The sequence below is a fragment of the Pseudomonas rossensis genome (genome assembly GCF_039888995.1).
GTDB lineage: Bacteria > Pseudomonadota > Gammaproteobacteria > Pseudomonadales > Pseudomonadaceae > Aquipseudomonas > Aquipseudomonas rossensis.
Genome location: NZ_JBBWCB010000067.1, coordinates 14,655 through 31,849 on the forward strand (window position 1 = coordinate 14,655; position 17,195 = coordinate 31,849).

The 17,195-nt window shown below is 59.7% G+C and carries 15 protein-coding genes; 4 read left to right on the forward strand and 11 right to left on the reverse strand.

Features of this window, described 5'->3' with window-relative positions; all coding sequences use genetic code 11:
- Nucleotides 1-10: 10 nt before the first annotated feature.
- On the forward strand, nt 11-871 hold the full coding sequence (locus WLY71_RS18185) for a MurR/RpiR family transcriptional regulator (protein ID WP_177318169.1): 861 nt from the start codon (nt 11-13) through the stop codon (nt 869-871).
- A gap of 125 nt (nt 872-996) precedes the next feature.
- Here the strand turns inward: WLY71_RS18185 and WLY71_RS18190 are convergent, their stop codons facing one another.
- The 11 genes from WLY71_RS18190 to edd form a co-directional block, all read right to left on the reverse strand.
- Nucleotides 997-1,851, reverse strand: coding sequence for a D-hexose-6-phosphate mutarotase (locus WLY71_RS18190; RefSeq protein ID WP_347804638.1), 855 nt, complete (start codon nt 1,849-1,851; stop codon nt 997-999).
- Between the two features lie 108 nt (nt 1,852-1,959).
- Entirely contained in the window at nt 1,960-3,306 is a 1,347-nt protein-coding gene (locus tag WLY71_RS18195; protein ID WP_347804639.1) for a carbohydrate porin, read from the reverse strand.
- A 219-nt stretch (nt 3,307-3,525) separates the two neighbouring features.
- Nucleotides 3,526-4,686, reverse strand: a complete 1,161-nt coding sequence (locus tag WLY71_RS18200) for an ABC transporter ATP-binding protein (RefSeq protein ID WP_347804640.1) — start codon at nt 4,684-4,686, stop codon at nt 3,526-3,528.
- 3 nt (nt 4,687-4,689) lie between these two features.
- Nucleotides 4,690-5,535: a carbohydrate ABC transporter permease gene (locus WLY71_RS18205; RefSeq protein WP_347804641.1), complete on the reverse strand. Its 846-nt coding sequence runs from the start codon at nt 5,533-5,535 to the stop codon at nt 4,690-4,692.
- Nucleotides 5,528-6,436 (reverse strand): carbohydrate ABC transporter permease, encoded by a 909-nt coding sequence (locus WLY71_RS18210; RefSeq protein ID WP_007902369.1) that lies wholly within the window; start codon nt 6,434-6,436, stop codon nt 5,528-5,530. The genes WLY71_RS18205 and WLY71_RS18210 overlap by 8 nt, the downstream gene beginning before the upstream one ends.
- Nucleotides 6,437-6,602: 166 nt before the next feature.
- A complete protein-coding gene (locus WLY71_RS18215) occupies nt 6,603-7,910 on the reverse strand; it encodes an ABC transporter substrate-binding protein (protein WP_347804642.1) in 1,308 nt (435 codons plus the stop codon).
- Nucleotides 7,911-8,027: 117 nt separating this feature from the next.
- Complete coding sequence (locus tag WLY71_RS18220) at nt 8,028-9,287, reverse strand: D-mannose isomerase (protein WP_347804643.1); 1,260 nt, start codon at nt 9,285-9,287, stop codon at nt 8,028-8,030.
- 227 nt (nt 9,288-9,514) lie between these two features.
- A complete protein-coding gene (locus WLY71_RS18225) occupies nt 9,515-10,984 on the reverse strand; it encodes an ATP-binding protein (RefSeq protein ID WP_347804644.1) in 1,470 nt (489 codons plus the stop codon).
- A complete protein-coding gene (locus WLY71_RS18230; RefSeq protein ID WP_008155851.1) occupies nt 10,974-11,705 on the reverse strand; it encodes a response regulator in 732 nt (243 codons plus the stop codon). Before WLY71_RS18230 ends, WLY71_RS18225 begins: the two co-directional genes overlap by 11 nt.
- A 176-nt stretch (nt 11,706-11,881) precedes the next feature.
- The gene (locus WLY71_RS18235) at nt 11,882-12,832 is read right to left on the reverse strand and encodes a glucokinase (protein ID WP_347804645.1); all 951 of its coding nucleotides are present in this window, start codon (nt 12,830-12,832) and stop codon (nt 11,882-11,884) included.
- A complete protein-coding gene (gene edd / locus WLY71_RS18240; protein ID WP_347804646.1) occupies nt 12,829-14,655 on the reverse strand; it encodes a phosphogluconate dehydratase in 1,827 nt (608 codons plus the stop codon). The genes WLY71_RS18235 and edd overlap by 4 nt, the downstream gene beginning before the upstream one ends.
- 220 nt (nt 14,656-14,875) lie before the next feature.
- On the opposite strand from edd, the gene gap reads away from it, so the two are divergent.
- From gap to WLY71_RS18255, 3 genes are all read left to right on the forward strand, one after another.
- Complete coding sequence (gap, locus tag WLY71_RS18245; protein ID WP_129437806.1) at nt 14,876-15,877, forward strand: type I glyceraldehyde-3-phosphate dehydrogenase; 1,002 nt, start codon at nt 14,876-14,878, stop codon at nt 15,875-15,877.
- 165 nt (nt 15,878-16,042) lie between these two features.
- Complete coding sequence (locus tag WLY71_RS18250; RefSeq protein WP_347804647.1) at nt 16,043-16,507, forward strand: methylglyoxal synthase; 465 nt, start codon at nt 16,043-16,045, stop codon at nt 16,505-16,507.
- 90 nt (nt 16,508-16,597) lie between these two features.
- Nucleotides 16,598-17,116, forward strand: coding sequence for an RNA polymerase sigma factor (locus tag WLY71_RS18255; RefSeq protein ID WP_347804648.1), 519 nt, complete (start codon nt 16,598-16,600; stop codon nt 17,114-17,116).
- Nucleotides 17,117-17,195: the final 79 nt, after the last annotated feature.

Consider the following 17,195-nt stretch of genomic DNA (forward strand, 5'->3'; position numbering starts at 1 on the left):
TATGGACCGCGTGCGAAATTTACTGGAACAGATCCAGAATCGCCTTGAAGACCTGAACAAGGCAGAACGCAAAGTCGCCGAAGTGATCCTGCTCAACCCACAGCAGGCCACCCGGTTCAGCATCGCCGCCCTCGCCCAGGCCTCAAAGGTCAGCGAGCCGACGGTCAACCGTTTCTGCCGTTCGTTCGGCGTCAGCGGCTACCCGGAACTCAAGCTTCAATTGGCCCAGAGCCTGGCCAGTGGCGCGGCGTATGTCAGCCGTGCGGTCGAGGCCGACGACAATCCGGAAGCGTATACCAAAAAGATTTTCGGCAGCGCCATCGCCTCTTTGGACAGTGCCTTGCAGGCGCTTGACCCGAACCTGATCAGCCGCGCCGTCGATCTGTTGATCCAGGCCCGTCAGATCCACTTCTTCGGCCTCGGCGCCTCGGCCCCGGTGGCGTTGGATGCGCAGCACAAGTTCTTCCGCTTCAACCTGGCGGTCACCGCCCACGCGGACGTGCTGATGCAGCGCATGATTGCGTCGGTGGCGCACACCGGCGAGTTGTTCGTGATCATTTCCTACACCGGCCGTACCCGCGAACTGGTGGAAGTGGCGCGTATTGCCCGGGAAAACGGTGCTTCGGTACTGGGCCTGACGGCCGAGGGTTCGCCACTGGCCAAGGCCAGCACCTTAAGCCTGAACATTCCGCTACCGGAAGACACCGACATCTATATGCCGATGACGTCGCGGATCATTCAGCTGACCGTGCTGGATGTGCTCGCCACCGGCATGACCTTGCGCCGAGGCGTGGATTTCCAGCCGCATTTGCGCAAGATCAAGGAAAGTCTGAATGCCAGTCGGTATCCGATTGGGGATGAGTTTAACTAGTCCAACATCTCCACTGCTTGGCCTGGCCTCATCGCGAGCAAGCTCGCTCCCACATTTGGAATGCATTCCCCTGTGGGAGCGAGCTTGCTCGCGATGGCGCCAGCCGCAGCACCGCAGGTCTTGGACTAAACCCCAACCCGCGCCTGCAAACTCAAATGCGCCCTCTCCCCCGGTGCCAGGCTCAGGCTATCGGTCCCGCCACTCGCGGCTTCAACACACACAAACTCCGAAATCTCATTCCAGCTCACCCCCAGCAACGGCCGTGAGCCCGGATGCCAAACCACCGTGTCCGCATGGTCACCGGTATCGATGCACAACTCGCGCTGCCAGGCGTGGTCCTTGAGCTGTAATTCGCCGTCATGCTGGAACACCCGCTGACAGCCACCCTCCACCCGCAATTCGCCTTCCTGATGACAAATCTGCCGGTTCAACTGGTCGTAACCCTGAGCTCCGTCGAGCCCAGACAGCGCTACCTCACCGACATCGCCAATACGCCAATACGCATGCAACGCCTGACTCAATTGGCACGGCAGGCTGTCCTGATGCTCGGTACTCAGGCGCAAATCCATGCGTTCGCCCAAGTGCGCGTGCAGGTCCACTTGCCAGTCGCACAACTGAAGTTGCCAGTGCAAGCGCACGCCATCGTCATCAGTGCTGCTGTCCAGCAGCTTCCAGTCGATCAACCGTGCCCAGCCATGGGACGGCCAGGCGTTTTCGCGCGGATGACGGCCATACCACGGCCAGCACACCGGAACGCCACCACGAATCGCACCGACCTGCGGCCACTTCGCCGCGCACCAGAGCCAGGGTTTCTGGCCCTTTGGCTGGAAGTGCAGCAACTGCGCACCCTGCCGACTGAACACCGCCTGACACAGCGGATGGTCGATCACCAGCACGTCGCGCTTCTGATAGCGCTCCCACGCGAACACCGGACGTTCGCGCAAGGATTTGAAGAAGCGTTGTAGCGGATGCTCATGCATGTGCCACGGTCCTGAAAATCACCCGGGGTGCGCCGCCCCCAAAAAAAAGCGGACAGCCTGGGCTGTCCGCAAAAATGCGCACATAGAGAGGAGCTTATCGCAACAACGTTAGAACACCGACTGAATTTTCAGGCCAGCGACCAGCGCGTCGTCGACTTCATCAACACCACCCGGGTGAGTGATGTATTGCAGGTTAGGGCGCACGGTCAGCCAGTTGGTAACGTGGAAGCCGTAGTTGACCTCGTAGTTGTACTCGGTGCTACGCAGCGGCGAGAACAGTGGATCCTCGTACTCGGTAACACCATTGGAGGCGTTGACCAGCTCGGCGTTTTTCTTCACGTCATCGTTGACATGGATACGGGCAAAACCGATCCCCATGTCATCTTTTGGACGCGCATCGAACGGGCCCTTGTACACAAACATCAGCGACTGGTAGTTGTCGACGAAGTTGGTGTCCTTGTCGTGGAAAGTGGCGTTGGCTGCGATGTTCAGACCGCGGGACGCGTCACCGTTGTGGCTGGTGAGTTGTTGCTGCGCCACGAACCAGTAACCGTGCTTGCTATCGTGGCTGCGATAGGCATTACCGCTGGTTGCTGCATCATTGCCGTCGGCATCCTTGCGGACGTCATCGGCATTGGCCGTGCTTTTGTAGTAACCAACACGGTATTCGCCCGGCAGGTTGCCAGGGTTAGGCAACCAGACCAGTTCGACCGGCAAGACGGTGCCTTTGGTACCACTGCCGCTGAGCTTGAAGCCGTTACCGTGCTCCAGTTGCGACGGGTTCTGGTTGTACGCGCCGATCTGCGCATAGAACTCAGGCGAAATGTTGTACTTCACGCGGACCGCAGCCTGCATGACCGGCCAGTTGTACCAGATGTTGGTGGCCCAGTTACCCACTTGGGAACCGCAGAACGCCAGGTTCTGGAACTCGCAAGGGAAGGTGTTGAAGTCCTCGCCTTCGCCGAAGTAACCGGCCTTGACGTCCAGTTTACCGTCGAGGAACTGGTGCTTGATCCACAATTGGGTCAGACGGACCATATGGCCACGGCCGTAGACTTCCTGGGACGAACTCAAGGTGCCGGCACGCGGGTCGCCGACACGGTCATTGGAGATGTTCTCACCGTTACGGTTAGTGAGCTGGATCTTGGCCTGGGTGTTATCCCAGCCCCACAGTTTTTGCAGGTCCAGCGCCACGCCCAGACCAAACTGGTCGGCGTAACGCGCAGTCTTGTCGTTGTTGTAGCCGCCGTGGAGGTTGCCACCCACTTCACCGACGTAGTCCATCTTGATGTCGATACCCTGCTCGATCAGCCTGGTCCGCTCGCCCCCCCAATCACCGGTCATCCATTCGGAATCGGCGCTGAACGCGTCAGCCGCGTGCACACTACCGGCCAATGTCATTGCCGCAATCGCTGACAACTGGCAGATAAGCTGAGCGTTGTTGTTCTTCTTCATCCCTACATCCTCGTTTTATTGTTATTAACTGTTTTTATTTAACGCGGTGACATCGGTTGCGACGGGCGACAGGCCACCCGCCGCATATCCCCCTGTGGGAGCGAGCTTTTGTGGGAGCTGGCTTGCCTGCGATGCAGACGACTCGGTTTAACGTCTAACCGAGTTGATGCCATCGCGGGCAAGCCCGCTCCCACACAATCCCATTCCCACATTTGATCTTCAGCGGCCTTTGAATTGCGCGACGTTGGCGTTGTGGCTCTCGGTTTTAGGCTGACCGGCCACCCCCAGGCGCTCCCCGGTCTTGGCATCGAACAACAGCACTTTCGATGGATCGAATTGCAGGGTCAGGGTCTCGCCCACGGCCGGTGCAACGTCCGGCGCCAGACGGCAGCAGACTTTGGTTTCGTTGAGATTGACGAACACCAGGGTGTCGGGACCGGTTGGCTCGGTGACCTGGACTTCGGCGCGAATGATCGGCAAACCATTCGGCTCGCTGCCCGCCAAAACGATCTGCTCCGGGCGCATGCCGAGGATCACTTCGCGGTCTTCAAGACCGGCGTCCTGCATGCCCAATGGCAATTCGCAGCGCGCCTGACCGCTGTCGAGCAGCGCCACCAGACGACCGTCCTTGCGCTGCAAACGCAGGGGGATGAAGTTCATCGGCGGCGAACCGATGAAGCTCGCCACGAACAGGTTGGCCGGGTTGTTGTAGATGTCTTTCGGCGTGCCGAACTGCTGGATGATCCCGTCCTTCATCACCGCCACTTTGTCGCCCAGGGTCATGGCTTCGATCTGGTCGTGGGTCACGTAGACCGTGGTGGTTTTCAGGCGCTGGTGCATCAGTTTCATTTCGGTGCGCATCTCGACGCGCAGCTTGGCGTCGAGGTTGGACAGTGGTTCGTCGAACAGGTAAATCTTCGGCCGCCGCGCCAGGGCACGGCCCATCGCCACGCGCTGTTGCTGACCACCGGAGAGCTGGCCGGGTTTGCGGCTGAGCAAATGTTCGATCTGCAACAGCTTGGCCACGCGAGCGACTTCTTCGTCGATTTCAGCGGCCGGCATTTTGCGAATCTTCAAACCGAAGGCGATGTTGTCGCGCACGCTCATCGTCGGGTACAGCGCGTAGGACTGGAACACCATGGCGATGTCGCGATCTTTGGGGCTCATGCCGCTGATGTCGGCGTCGTCCACCAGGATGGCGCCGCCGCTGATGTTTTCCAGACCGGCGATGCAATTCATCAGCGTGGATTTACCGCAGCCCGACGGGCCGACGAGGATCAGGAACTCACCGTCATCGATCTTCAGTTCGATGTTTTTCAGGGTGTCCGGCAATCCGGCGCCGTAGGTCTTGTTGACGTTGCGTAATTCGAGAGTTGCCATGTTCTACCCCTTGACCGCGCCGGACGTCAGCCCACGCAGGAAATACTTGCCAGCGAATATGTAGACCAGCAGTGTCGGCAGCCCGGCGATCATCGCGGCGGCCATATCAACGTTGTATTCCTTGGCCCCGGTGCTGGTGTTGACCAGGTTGTTCAGGGCCACGGTAATTGGCTGGGCATCACCACTGGCGAAGACCACGCCGAACAGGAAGTCATTCCAGATCTGGGTGAACTGCCAGATCAGGCAGACCATCACGATCGGGATCGACATCGGCAGCAGGATCTTCCAGAAAATCGTGAAGAAGCCCGCGCCATCAAGCCGTGCAGCCTTGACCAGCGCATCCGGAATACTCACGTAGTAGTTGCGGAAGAACAGCGTGGTGAACGCCAGGCCGTAGACCACGTGCACCAGCACCAGACCGGTGGTGGTGTTGGCCAGGCCGAACTTGCCGAGGGTGAACGAGGCCGGCAACAGCACAGTCTGGAACGGCAGGAAGCAGCCGAACAGCAGCAGACCGAAGAACAGTTGCGAACCCGGGAAGCGCCACATCGACAGTACGTAACCGTTCATGGCACCGATGAAGGTAGAGATCAGAACCGCCGGCACGGTGATTTTCACCGAGTTCCAGAAGTAGCCGCCCACCACGTCCCAGGCCTTGATCCAGCCAATGCCGTCAATCACTTGCGGCCAGCTCAACAGGTTGCCGGTGCGGATGTCTTCCGGGGATTTGAAACTGGTCAGCAGCATCACCACCAGCGGGATCAGGTAGATCGCGGCGGCCAGCAACAGCGTGGCGTAGATTGCGATGCGGCTGAAGCTGATCGCCGGTTTTCCGAGTTGATTACTCATGGCGTTTGCCTCGCAATTCGGAGTACAGATACGGCACCAGAATTGCCAGGATCGCGCCGAGCATCATCATGGCGCTGGCCGAACCAATGCCCATCTGGCCACGGCTGAAGGTGAAGGAATACATGAACATCGCGGGCAAGTCGGACGAGTAGCCCGGGCCGCCAGCGGTCATTGCCGCCACCAGGTCGAAGCTCTTGATCGCGATGTGCGCGAGGATCATGAAGGCGCTGAAGAACACCGGGCGCAGGCTCGGCAACACGATCTTCAGGTAGATGGTCGGCAGGCTCGCACCGTCGACTTGCGCGGCACGGATGATCGATTGATCGACACCACGAAGGCCGGCCAGGAACATCGCCATCACAAACCCGGAGGCTTGCCACACAGCGGCGATCACCAGGCAATACACCACGCGATCCTGATCCACCAGCCAGTCGAGACGAAAGCCTTCCCAGCCCCAGTCACGCAGCATTTTGTCCAGGCCCAGGCCTGGGTTGAGCAACCATTTCCACGCGGTACCGGTGACGATCATCGAGAGCGCCATCGGGTACAGGTAAACGGTGCGGATGAAACCTTCCTTGCGAATGCGCTGATCCAGCAGCACCGCCAGGAACACCCCCAGCACCAGGCTGATGCCGATGAACATGCCGCCGAAGACCGCGAGGTTTTTGCTCGCGACCCACCAGCGATCGTTGTCCATCAGACGGATGTATTGCTGCAGGCCGACCCATTTGTAGCTCGGCATGAAGCTGGAATTGGTGAAGGACAGAACGAATGTCCAGATGATGTAACCGTAAAAACCAACCAGGACGATCAGCATGCTTGGCGCCAAAACCAGCTTGGGGAGCCAGCGCTGCAGTGCGTCGAACGGTGAGGCTTTGCTGAAAACCGCCACAGAGCTCATCGGGATAATCCAGGTGAAGAGGTGAGGATCAGAGGGTGATCCCTTGTGGGAGCGAGCTTGCTCGCGATAGCGGTGTAACAGTCGACATCTCTTTTGAATGTCAGCCAGCTATCGCGAGCAAGCTCGCTCCCACAGGGGGAACTCACTCAGGTAAATGCCGCAGGAATTACTGGGCGGCTTTGACGGCCGATGCCAGTTGGGCGCTGGCCTTGGCCGGGTCAGCGTTCTTGTCGTTCATGAAGTTGGTCACCACATCGAAGATCGCGCCCTGCACGGCCAGGGAAGTGGCCATGTTGTGCGCCATGCTCGGTTGCAGGCCGCCAGTCTTCTCGTCTGCAAGGAAATCCTTGGCAGCTGCCTGAGCGCAGGAATCGAAGCCCAGGCCGCTCATGTCGTTAAGCATGTCGGTACGCACCGGGATCGAACCTTTGTTGATGCTGAAGACTTTCTGGAAGTCTTTACCCAACGCGACCTTGGCCAGGTCTTGCTGAGCGGCGATGTCGCCTTTGCGATCGGCTTTGAGCTTGAACACAGCCATCGAGTCGATGTTGTAAGTGAAGGCTTTTTCGGTGCCCGGGAATGGCACGCACTGGTAGTCCTTGCCCGCTACTTTCTTGGCAGCGGTCCATTCGCTCTTGGCCCAGTCGCCCATCATCTGCATACCGGCCTTGCCGTTGATGACGTCGGCCGCCGCGATGTTCCAGTCACGACCGGCGCGGTTCGGGTCCATGTAGCCCGTGATTTTTTTCAGCTCGGTGAACGACTTGGTCATCTCGGCACCCGAGAGGGTTTTCTGATCCAGGTCTACCAGGGCTTTCTTGTAACCGTCAGCGCCCATGACCGAGAGCACCACGTCTTCAAACACGGTGCTGTCCTGCCAAGGCTGGCCACCGTGGGCAAGCGCGATGAAGCCGGCGGCTTTCAGCTTGTCGCCAGCGGCATAGAATTCTTCGAGGGTAGTAGGGGCTTTTTCGATCCCGGCTTTCTTGAAGACTTCCGGGTTGATCCACAGCCAGTTGACGCGGTGAATGTTCACCGGCACGGCGACGTAGTCACCTTCGTATTTGACGGTGTCGGAGACTTTCTTCGACAGCAGGCCATCCCAGCCTTCGGACTTGGCAACGTCTTTCAGGGTATCGGTGCTGAGCAGGCCAGTGCTGCCCCACTCCTGGATGTCCGGACCTTTGATCTGGGCAACGCCCGGCGGGTTACCGGCGACGGCGCGGCTTTTGAGTACGGTCATGGCAGTGGAACCGCCGCCACCGGCGACTGCGCCGTCCTTCCAGGTAAAGCCGTCTTTTTCGACTTGGGCCTTCAGAACATCGACCGCGGCCTTTTCACCACCAGAGGTCCACCAGTGAACGACTTCCACCGAACCTTTGGAATCGGCAGCAAGTGCACTCAGCGGGAATGCAGACAGGGGAAGCAGTGAGGCGAGAGAAATGACAGTAGCGAGGCGAGAAATCGCATTCATCTAGTAGTACCTTTCTTGTTGTTATGCATGCAAGTCTGGTGCTTGCGCTACATAGGATTTTAAACAGGAGTGACCCCTTCGCAGGTAACGAAGGGACGTCCGAATGTCACCACATGGTTACACAGGAGCGCTCTGGGATAACTGTGCCAGGGCAGTCGCCATGCTCGGCGCCAGAGGCAATCGCGGGATCAATACGGCTTGCCAGGCGTGATAAAGATCAGGTTTACCAGCCCAGATATCAGCGCTCGGGTGATTCTGCGGATCGAGTTCGTGATGCCAGCTGCCGCTTTCGCGGTCGATGAAATGGCTGTCGCAGAATTCCCAAAATAGTCGGTACCAGCTTTCGTATTGCGCATCGCCTGTGCGTTTAAGCAGCGCACTGGCGGCGGCGCTGGCTTCGCAATGGGTCCAGTGCAGGCGATGGCGAACCACGGCGCGATTGTCCCAGTCGAGGGTGTAAACAATCCCCGGCGCCCCGTCGACATCCCAGCCGTGACGGCAGTTGTGGTCGAAGAGTTTTTGCGCGTCGCTGGCGAGCCAGCCCGGCGTCAGCATCCCGGCCTTAACCCGCGCCGCTTCGAGATGCAGCATCAACCGGGCCCATTCGAAACCGTGACCCGGCGTGGTGCCGTAGGGGCGAAAACCATCGGCCGGGTTGTCGTGGTTGTATTCGTGCAAGGGTTGCCAGTCGCGGTCGAAATGCTCGACCACCAGGTAATCGTTGGCTGCGGCGTAACCGTGGATGACGCGCTCGACGATGCGCTGGGCGCGGCACAGCCAACGGTTCTCTTCAGTGACATCGGCCAACGCGAGAAAGGCTTCGGTGGCGTGCATGTTGCTGTTGGCGCCGCGATAGCTTTCCTCTTCATTCCAGTCGCGGTTGAAGGATTCGCGCATCGCGCCCTCCTCCTCGCTCCAGAAATGCGCGTCGATGATGTCGATGGCATCGTCGAGCAAGGCCTGCGCGCCGGGACGCTGAGCGACAACCGCAGAACTGGCGGCTAGCGCGACGAAGGCGTGCAGGTAAGCGGCTTTGTCGGTGTTGCCGTCGCGATGTTCGGGGGCAGCGAACCAGCCGCCGTGTTCGGCGTCACGCAATGGGCCGCTGAGGGCTTTGATGCCGTGATCCACCAGCTCGGCGAAACCCGGCAAGCCCTGGATGTGAGCCATGGCGAAGCTGTGGGTCATTCGCGCAGTGTTCATGGTTTCGGCGTGGGCGTTGGCCGGGAGGCAGCCCTTTTCATCAAGATTGCCGAAGCCTTCGGCGAGCTTCGAAGCCTTGGCAAACGCCAACAGGCGCAGGCCTTCGACGGCGAGCCATTGCTGATGGGCGGGTGCGTTCAGCCAACTGCTGAAAGCGGGTTGGAAGGTGTCCATGGGGTGCCTTTTTTGTTGTTATGACTGGGGGCAGTCTAAACAACGGGCGGTGGCGGGCTTGTAACGAAGGGGGCGAGTTATGTCACCAGCTTGTGACATTTTTCTTGAGGAATGTGTTGAAGGATATGACGCCATCGCGAGCAAGCTCGCTCCCACAGGGGTTATGCGTTTTACACAGATCCAATGTGGGAGCGAGCTTGCTCGCGATGAACGATAACGCTGTGTGGCTAATCAACACTGCGAGGCAACTGCAACGTCACCCGCAACCCGCCCTCACGCAAATTCTGCAGGCTGACCTCACCCCCATGGCTATGCGCAATATTTCGCGCAATACCCAACCCCAACCCATAACCCTGCTGCTGCCCGGCCAGGCGAAAGTGCGGCTCGAACACCTGCTCCATCCGCTGTTCCGGCACGCCTGGCCCTTCATCGTCCACATGCAGGATGAACGCACTCTGGTCGTCATCAATGTGCAAATGCGCTTTCTGCCCATACTTCAAGGCATTGTCGATCAGGTTGCCGATGCAACGCTTGAGCGCCAGCGGCTTCCCCGGATACGCCGCCAGCGCACGCCCTTGCTGGGTGACGCGACCATTGCCGTTGGGCGCCAGGTACGGCTCCACCAGACAATCAAGCACGTGGTTAAGGTCCACCGGTTCGATGTTTTCGTGGATGTCAGTGTCTTTCACGCATTGCAACGCGCCTTTGACCAGCAGCTCCAGCTCATCCAGATCACGGCCGAACTTGGCTTGCAGCGTTTCGTCTTCGAGCAATTCAACGCGTAACCGCAAGCGGGTAATCGGCGTGCGCAAGTCATGGGAAATCGCGCTGAACAACTGGCTGCGCTCGGTCAGGTAACGGCTGATGCGTTCGCGCATCGCATTGAAGGCGCGGCCGACCTCGACCACTTCACTGCCGCCTCTCTCGGCCACGGGTTCGACTTCCGCGCCGAGGGACATGTCCCGTGCTGCCCGCGCCAAACGCTTGAGCGGCCGGCTCTGCCAGTGCACCAGCAGGCCAATGAACAACAGCAAGAAGCCGCTGGTGAGCACGATGAACCAGACTTGCTGCGCCGGCAGGCCTTGCTCTTCAAGACTGGTGTAGGGCTCGGGCAACAGGGAGGCGATGTACAGCCACTCGCCCGGTGCCATCTGGATTTGCGTGACCAATACCGGTGGGTTTACCGGTTCCAGGGTCAGCGCGTAATGCGCCCAGGAGCGCGGCAATTCATCGAGTTTCAGGCCGCCGTTGAAGATCCGCAGGTCTTCGGGGCTGACGAATGTCACCGAGATATCAATGTCCTGGCCCAGGGACTGGCGCAGCACTTCGTCCACCGCCTTGAGCACGGCTTCCTTGCGCGGGGTGATCGGCAGCACTTCCATGCCCAAGGGTTTGTCGTTGAGCGTCACCACAAAACGGGTGCCGCCCATGCTGCGCAACTGGTCGAGTACCAATGGCCGAAACGCTACCGGCAGAGAGCGGAAGTAACTGACGCTGGCCGTCATCGAATGAGCGAGGCTTCGGGCGCTGGTGACCAGGCCTTCTAGTTGGGTGGCGCGCAGTTGCGAGACCCAGATCACGCTCGACAGCGTCTGGGCGAACAACACCGCCAACAGCGTCAGCAGCAACATCCGCCCGAGCAGCGAGCGCGGCACGGGAATCCGTGCGGCGAGCTTGCGGAAAAACTCAGTGGCCATTGCTGGCAACCACATTGGCGGCCAGTTGATAGCCGCTGCCGCGCACGGTACGGATCAGCCGCGGCGGCTTTTCGGTGTCGCGCAAGCGCTGGCGCAAACGGCTGACGGCCATGTCGACGATGCGATCCAGCGGCATCAAATCGCGGCCACGGGTGGCGTTGCCGATGGTGTCGCGGTCGAGGATTTCCTGGGGGTGATCGAGGAACAGTTTCAGCAGCGCGAAATCGGCGCCGGAGAGAATCACTTCTTCGCCGTCGATGTGGAACAGGCGATGGCTGACCATGTCCAGCCGCCAGTCATCGAAGGCCAGCACTTCACTGCCGGAACGTTCCTGACCGAACTGCGCGCGACGCAACAAGGCTTTGATGCGCGCCTGTAATTCGCGTGGGCTGAAGGGCTTGCCGAGGTAATCGTCGGCGCCCAATTCCAGACCGATGACACGGTCGGCCTCGTCGGAGCTGGCCGTGAGCATGATGATTGGCACCTGAGCCTGACGCGGGTGCTGACGGATCCAGCGGCAGAGGCTGAAGCCGTCTTCGTCCGGGAGCATCACATCGAGGATCACCAGATCGCTCGGTGCCTCGTTCATCGCCTGACGAAACCCCGCACCGTCGGGCGTGGTACGAACCTGGAAACCGGCGCGGGTCAGGTAGGTGTCCAGCAACTCGCGTATCTCTTGATCGTCATCGACCAACAAAATCGACTTGTTGACTGAGCTCACGGGGCGGCGTCCTTGTTGTTTGAATTGGGCGGATTATGCCTGATGGACCTTGGATATTTGTTGCCTGTTCTGGCCTCATCGCGAGCAAGCTCGCTCCCACAAGGGATAAATACACATTCTGAAAATGTAAGTAATCCTGTGGGAGCGAGCTTGCTCGCGATGAAGGCGACTCGGTCTTAGGCCTGGTCGAGCGCCACACCCGCGCCAACAAGGCCGGAATACGGCGCCGTCACCAGCCACACCGGGATGCCTTTGAAGTAATCGCTCATGCAGCCCTTGTCGGCAAAGCACCGGGCAAAGCCGCTTTCGATGAAGAAATCGGCGAACCGCGGAATCACCCCGCCCACGATGTACACGCCACCCCGTCCGCCCGTGGTCAGCACATTGTTGCCGGCCACACGACCCAGCCAGCAGCAGAACTGCTCAAGCACTTCCAGGGCAATCGGATCGCCGGCCAGACCGGCTGCGGTAATCGACTCGGGGGAATCCAGCACCGGTTCATGACCGTCCACTGCACAAATGGCCCGATAGACCCGCGGCAAGCCGCTGCCGCTCAATGCCGTTTCAGCGCTGACATGGCCGATCTCATTGAAGATGTGCTGCCACAGTTGAGTTTCCCGCGGACTGCTCAGCGGCAAATCGACGTGACCACCCTCTCCTGGCAACGCGGCAAACCGCCCCTCACCGAGATCGAGCAACGTGCCGACACCGAGGCCAGTCCCCGGACCAATCACCACCGCCGGCCGCAACGGTTCCGCCGTGCCTTCGCAGACCACCCGATACTCGTCCGGCTGCAAACGGGTCATGCCGAGCGCCATCGCCGAGAAGTCATTGACCAGCAACAGTTGATCCACCTGCAACGTCTTGCAGAACCCCTTGCGGCTGAGTCGCCAGTGATTGTTGGTGAACTTGAATTCATCGCCGCTGACGGGACCGGCGACCGACAGGCACACCGAACCGATCGAACCCGACTCCAGGCCAAGCCCGCTCAGGTAGAGGGCAATGGCCTCTTCCGGGCTGGCGTGAGCGGCCGTCGCCAACACCTGGATCGATTCCAGCTGCTGGTTTTTCCACAACGCGAAACGTGCGTTGGTCCCACCGATGTCACCGACCAAAGCCAGTTTCAATTAAGCGTCTCCAGGGCAGAAGTAAAGGCGCTGGCGCCCTGCTCCGCCGAGCTGAAGGCCATGCGCATGAAACCAAACAGTTCGCGACCGCTGCCGATGTTATTGCCCAACAGGCCCTTGGCAGGTTCGCGCGCTGCGAATTCGTCGGCGTCCACCTTAAGCTCCAAAGTGCCTTTGACGCCATCGACGCGGATGATATCGCCCTCTTGCACCCGCGCCAAAGCGCCGCCCACATACGCTTCGGGGCTGACGTGAATCGCCGCCGGGATTTTCCCCGACGCACCGGACATGCGCCCGTCGGTCACCAGCGCGACTTTGAAGCCACGATCCTGCAGCACGCCGAGGAACGGCGTCATCTTGTGCAGCTCCGGCATGCCGTTGGAACGCGGCCCCTGGAAGCGCATCACGGCGACAAAGTCTTTCTCCAGCAAACCGGCCTTGAATGCATCGGCCAAATCCTGCTGATCCTGGAACACCATGGCCGGTGCTTCGACGATCTGGTTTTCCAAAGCAACGGCGGACACTTTCATGACTCCGCGGCCGAGGTTGCCTTCCATCACCCGCAAGCCGCCCTCTGGTGAGAACGCACGCGCCACCGGACGCAGGATGGTTTCGTCGAGGCTTTCGATCGGGCCTTCGCGCCAGACCAATTCGCCGTTTTCGAGGAATGGTTCCATGGTGTAGCGACTCAGACCGTGGCCCAGCACCGTGTTGACGTTTTCGTGCAGCAAGCCGGCTTCCAGCAGTTCGCGGATCAGGAACGACATGCCGCCCGCAGCCTGGAAGTGGTTGATGTCGGCTTTGCCGTTCGGGTAGACGTGGCTCAGGGTCGGCACCACCTCGGAGAGGTCGGCCATGTCCTGCCAGGTCAACTGAATGCCCGCCGCCATGGCGATCGCCGGCATGTGCAGGGTGTGGTTGGTCGAGCCGCCGGTGGCGTGCAACGCGACAATCGAGTTGACCAGCGAACGTTCGTCGACGATTTCGCCGATCGGCATGAAGTCGCCGCTCTGCTTGGTCAGACGCGTGACTTGATGCGCCGCTTCGCGGGTCAGGGCATCGCGCAACGGGGTGTTCGGGTTGACGAAAGAGGCGCCCGGCAAGTGCAGGCCCATGACTTCCATCAGCAACTGGTTGGTGTTGGCTGTGCCGTAAAAGGTGCAGGTACCCGGGCTGTGGTAGGACTTCATCTCCGATTCCAGCAGCTCTTCGCGGCTGGCCTTGCCTTCGGCATAGCGCTGGCGCACGTCGGCTTTCTGCTTGTTGGAAATGCCCGAAACCATCGGCCCGCCCGGCACGAAGATCGTCGGCAGATGACCGAAACGCAGTGCGCCCATCATCAGGCCCGGCACGATTTTGTCGCAGATGCCGAGCATCAGCGCGCCGTCGAACATGTTGTGGGACAGCGCCACGGCGGTGGACAGCGCAATCACTTCGCGGCTCGGCAGGCTCAGTTCCATGCCCGGTTCGCCCTGGGTCACGCCATCGCACATGGCGGGGGTGCCGCCGGCGAACTGGCCGACGGAGCCGATTTCACGCAGGGCTTTTTTGATCTGTTCAGGAAAGACTTCGTACGGCTGGTGCGCCGAGAGCATGTCGTTATAGGACGAAACAATCGCAATGTTGGCGGAGTTCATCATCCGCAGACTGTTCTTGTCGTCGGTGCCGCAACCGGCCACGCCGTGGGCGAAGTTGGCGCATTGCAGCTTGCCGCGCATGGGACCGTCGCTGGCAGCACCACGAATCAGTGCAAGGTAAGCCTCACGCGTGGCGCGGCTGCGGGCGATAAGCCGTTCGGTGACCTCAAGGACGCGGGGATGCATGTTTAGAACTCCAGGCTAACGGATGTGGCGACCTGATTGTCTATGCTGATCAAGAGCCGTTGTCGATGGGATGACAGACGGTTTTCTTGATCGGTCGGACCAGTTGATTCAGGTCACTCGTTGTAGATTGAACAAAATATTGCCATTAAAAAGGCTTGTTTTCTATTTTTATGCGAATAATCTTGTAATTCCAACAACAAAACGACGGCGGCCCTGTTAAATGACTCTTCGAATCGCAATCAATGGTTTTGGCCGAATTGGCCGTAACGTCCTGCGCGCACTGTATACCCAAGGTTATCGCCAGGATCTGCAGATCGTTGCCATCAATGACCTGGGCGACAGCGCGATGAACGCTCATCTGCTCAAGTACGACACTGTTCACGGCACGTTCGATGCCGATGTCCAGCACGATCGGGAAAGCCTGACCGTCAACGGCGACCGTATTTCTGTCAGCGCCATTCGCAACCCGGCCGAACTGCCGTGGGCCGCCGAGAAGATCGACGTCGTATTCGAATGCACCGGTTTGTTCACCGACCGCGACAAAGCCGCCGCGCATATTACGGCCGGCGCACGCAAAGTGATCATCTCGGCTCCGGCCAAAGGCGCCGACGCCACGGTGGTGTATGGCGTTAACCACGACATTCTGCGCCAATCGCACCAGATCATTTCCAATGCTTCGTGCACCACCAACTGCCTGGCCCCGGTGGCTCAGGTGTTGCACCGCGAGCTGGGAATCGAAAGCGGTCTGATGACCACTATTCACGCCTACACCAACGATCAGCACCTGACCGACGTCTATCATGTCGATCCGTATCGTGCGCGTTCGGCCACGCAGAACATGATCCCGAGCAAAACCGGTGCGGCTGAAGCAGTCGGTCTGGTGCTGCCGGAACTGGCGGGCAAACTGACCGGTATGTCGGTGCGCGTGCCGGTGATCAACGTGTCGCTGGTGGACCTGACCGTGCAACTCAAACGCGAAGCATCGGCCGATGAAGTGAACGCACTGCTGAAAGAAGCCAGCCAGCACTCGAAGATTCTCGGTTACAACACCCTGCCGCTGGTCTCCAGCGACTTCAACCACAACCCGCTGTCGTCGATCTTTGACGCCAACCACACCAAGTCCAGCGGCAAGCTGCTCAAGGTGCTGGCCTGGTACGACAACGAATGGGGCTTCTCCAACCGCATGCTCGATAACTGCCTGGCGCTGTGCAACGCTGAATAAACCGATGACCACCGTAGGCGGCCCGAAGGTTCAACGATCAAAAGATCGCAGCCTTCGGCAGCTCCTACAGGTTTTGCGTCGCACCATGCCTTTGTAGGAGCTGCCGAAGGCTGCGATCTTTTGATCTTCAGCGCCGACGGCGGATAAACGTCTGGAGCAGCACCGATGATCGGTATCAGCTTTACGCAAAAGACCCTGGCAGCGCGCAAGCGTATTGCCTTGGTCGCCCATGACCACTGCAAGGTGTTTTTGCTGGACTGGGCCGAGCGGCAGAAAGGCAGGCTCGCACAGCATGAACTGGTCGCCACCGGCACCACCGGGTTGTTGTTGCAACAACGCCTGGATTTGCCTGTGGAGAGTATGATCAGCGGCCCGTTGGGCGGCGACCAGCAACTCGGTGCGCGCATCGCCGAGCAGCGGGTCGATATGCTGGTGTTCTTCTGGGACCCGTTCGAACCACAGCCGCACGACCCGGACATCAAGGCGTTATTGCGCGTCGCGGCCGTCTGGAACATTCCGGTGGCCTGCAATGAATGCAGCGCCGACTACCTGCTCAGCAGCCCGATGATGGACCAGGCGCACGAACATCGGATCCCCGATTACGCGACCTATCTGCTGGGCCGCGCCTAGCCCTTCGAAAATCAGCTTCACAAATCAATACTTGACCACTCAAGCGGATGATAAGCATTATCATTCGCTCGAAATGGATCAGGTCCTCCCGTGAGTCAATCTCGCTTCAATCACGTCTTCATCGCCCAGCGAGTCTCTCTGCTGCGCACGTTGGAGCGGATGGTCAACAATCACAGCACCGCCGAAGACCTCCTGCAGGAGACCTACCTGCGAGTGACCCGGGCGCTCAGTGAGCGGGCCATCGATCACCTTGAGCCCTTCGTTTTCCAGACCGCCCGCAACCTGGCGCTGGACCATTTGCGTGCGCGGCGCATCCAGTCCCGCACGATGCTCGACGACGTGCCTCTGGACGTGGTGGAAAGCATCGCCGCCCCCGCCAGCAGTGCCGAGGACGCCGCCCATGCCGAACAATTGCTCGAGCGCTTGAACGTGAGCCTCAATGAACTCAGCGCCCGTCAGCAGCAGATTTTCATCCTCAGTCGTCTGCACGGGCACAGCTATCTGGAGATCGCCGAGAAGCTTGGCGTGTCATTGAGCACCGTGCAAAAGGAGCTGAAACTGATCATGGCGATTTGCATCGGCGGGGCCGAACGGTTAAACGGCGACTGAATCTGTAGGGTAATTCTCTATGTGTGAGGATGACCTGCACTGACTATCGGGCTTTGCTACCCTTGCCCCACTTTCAAGC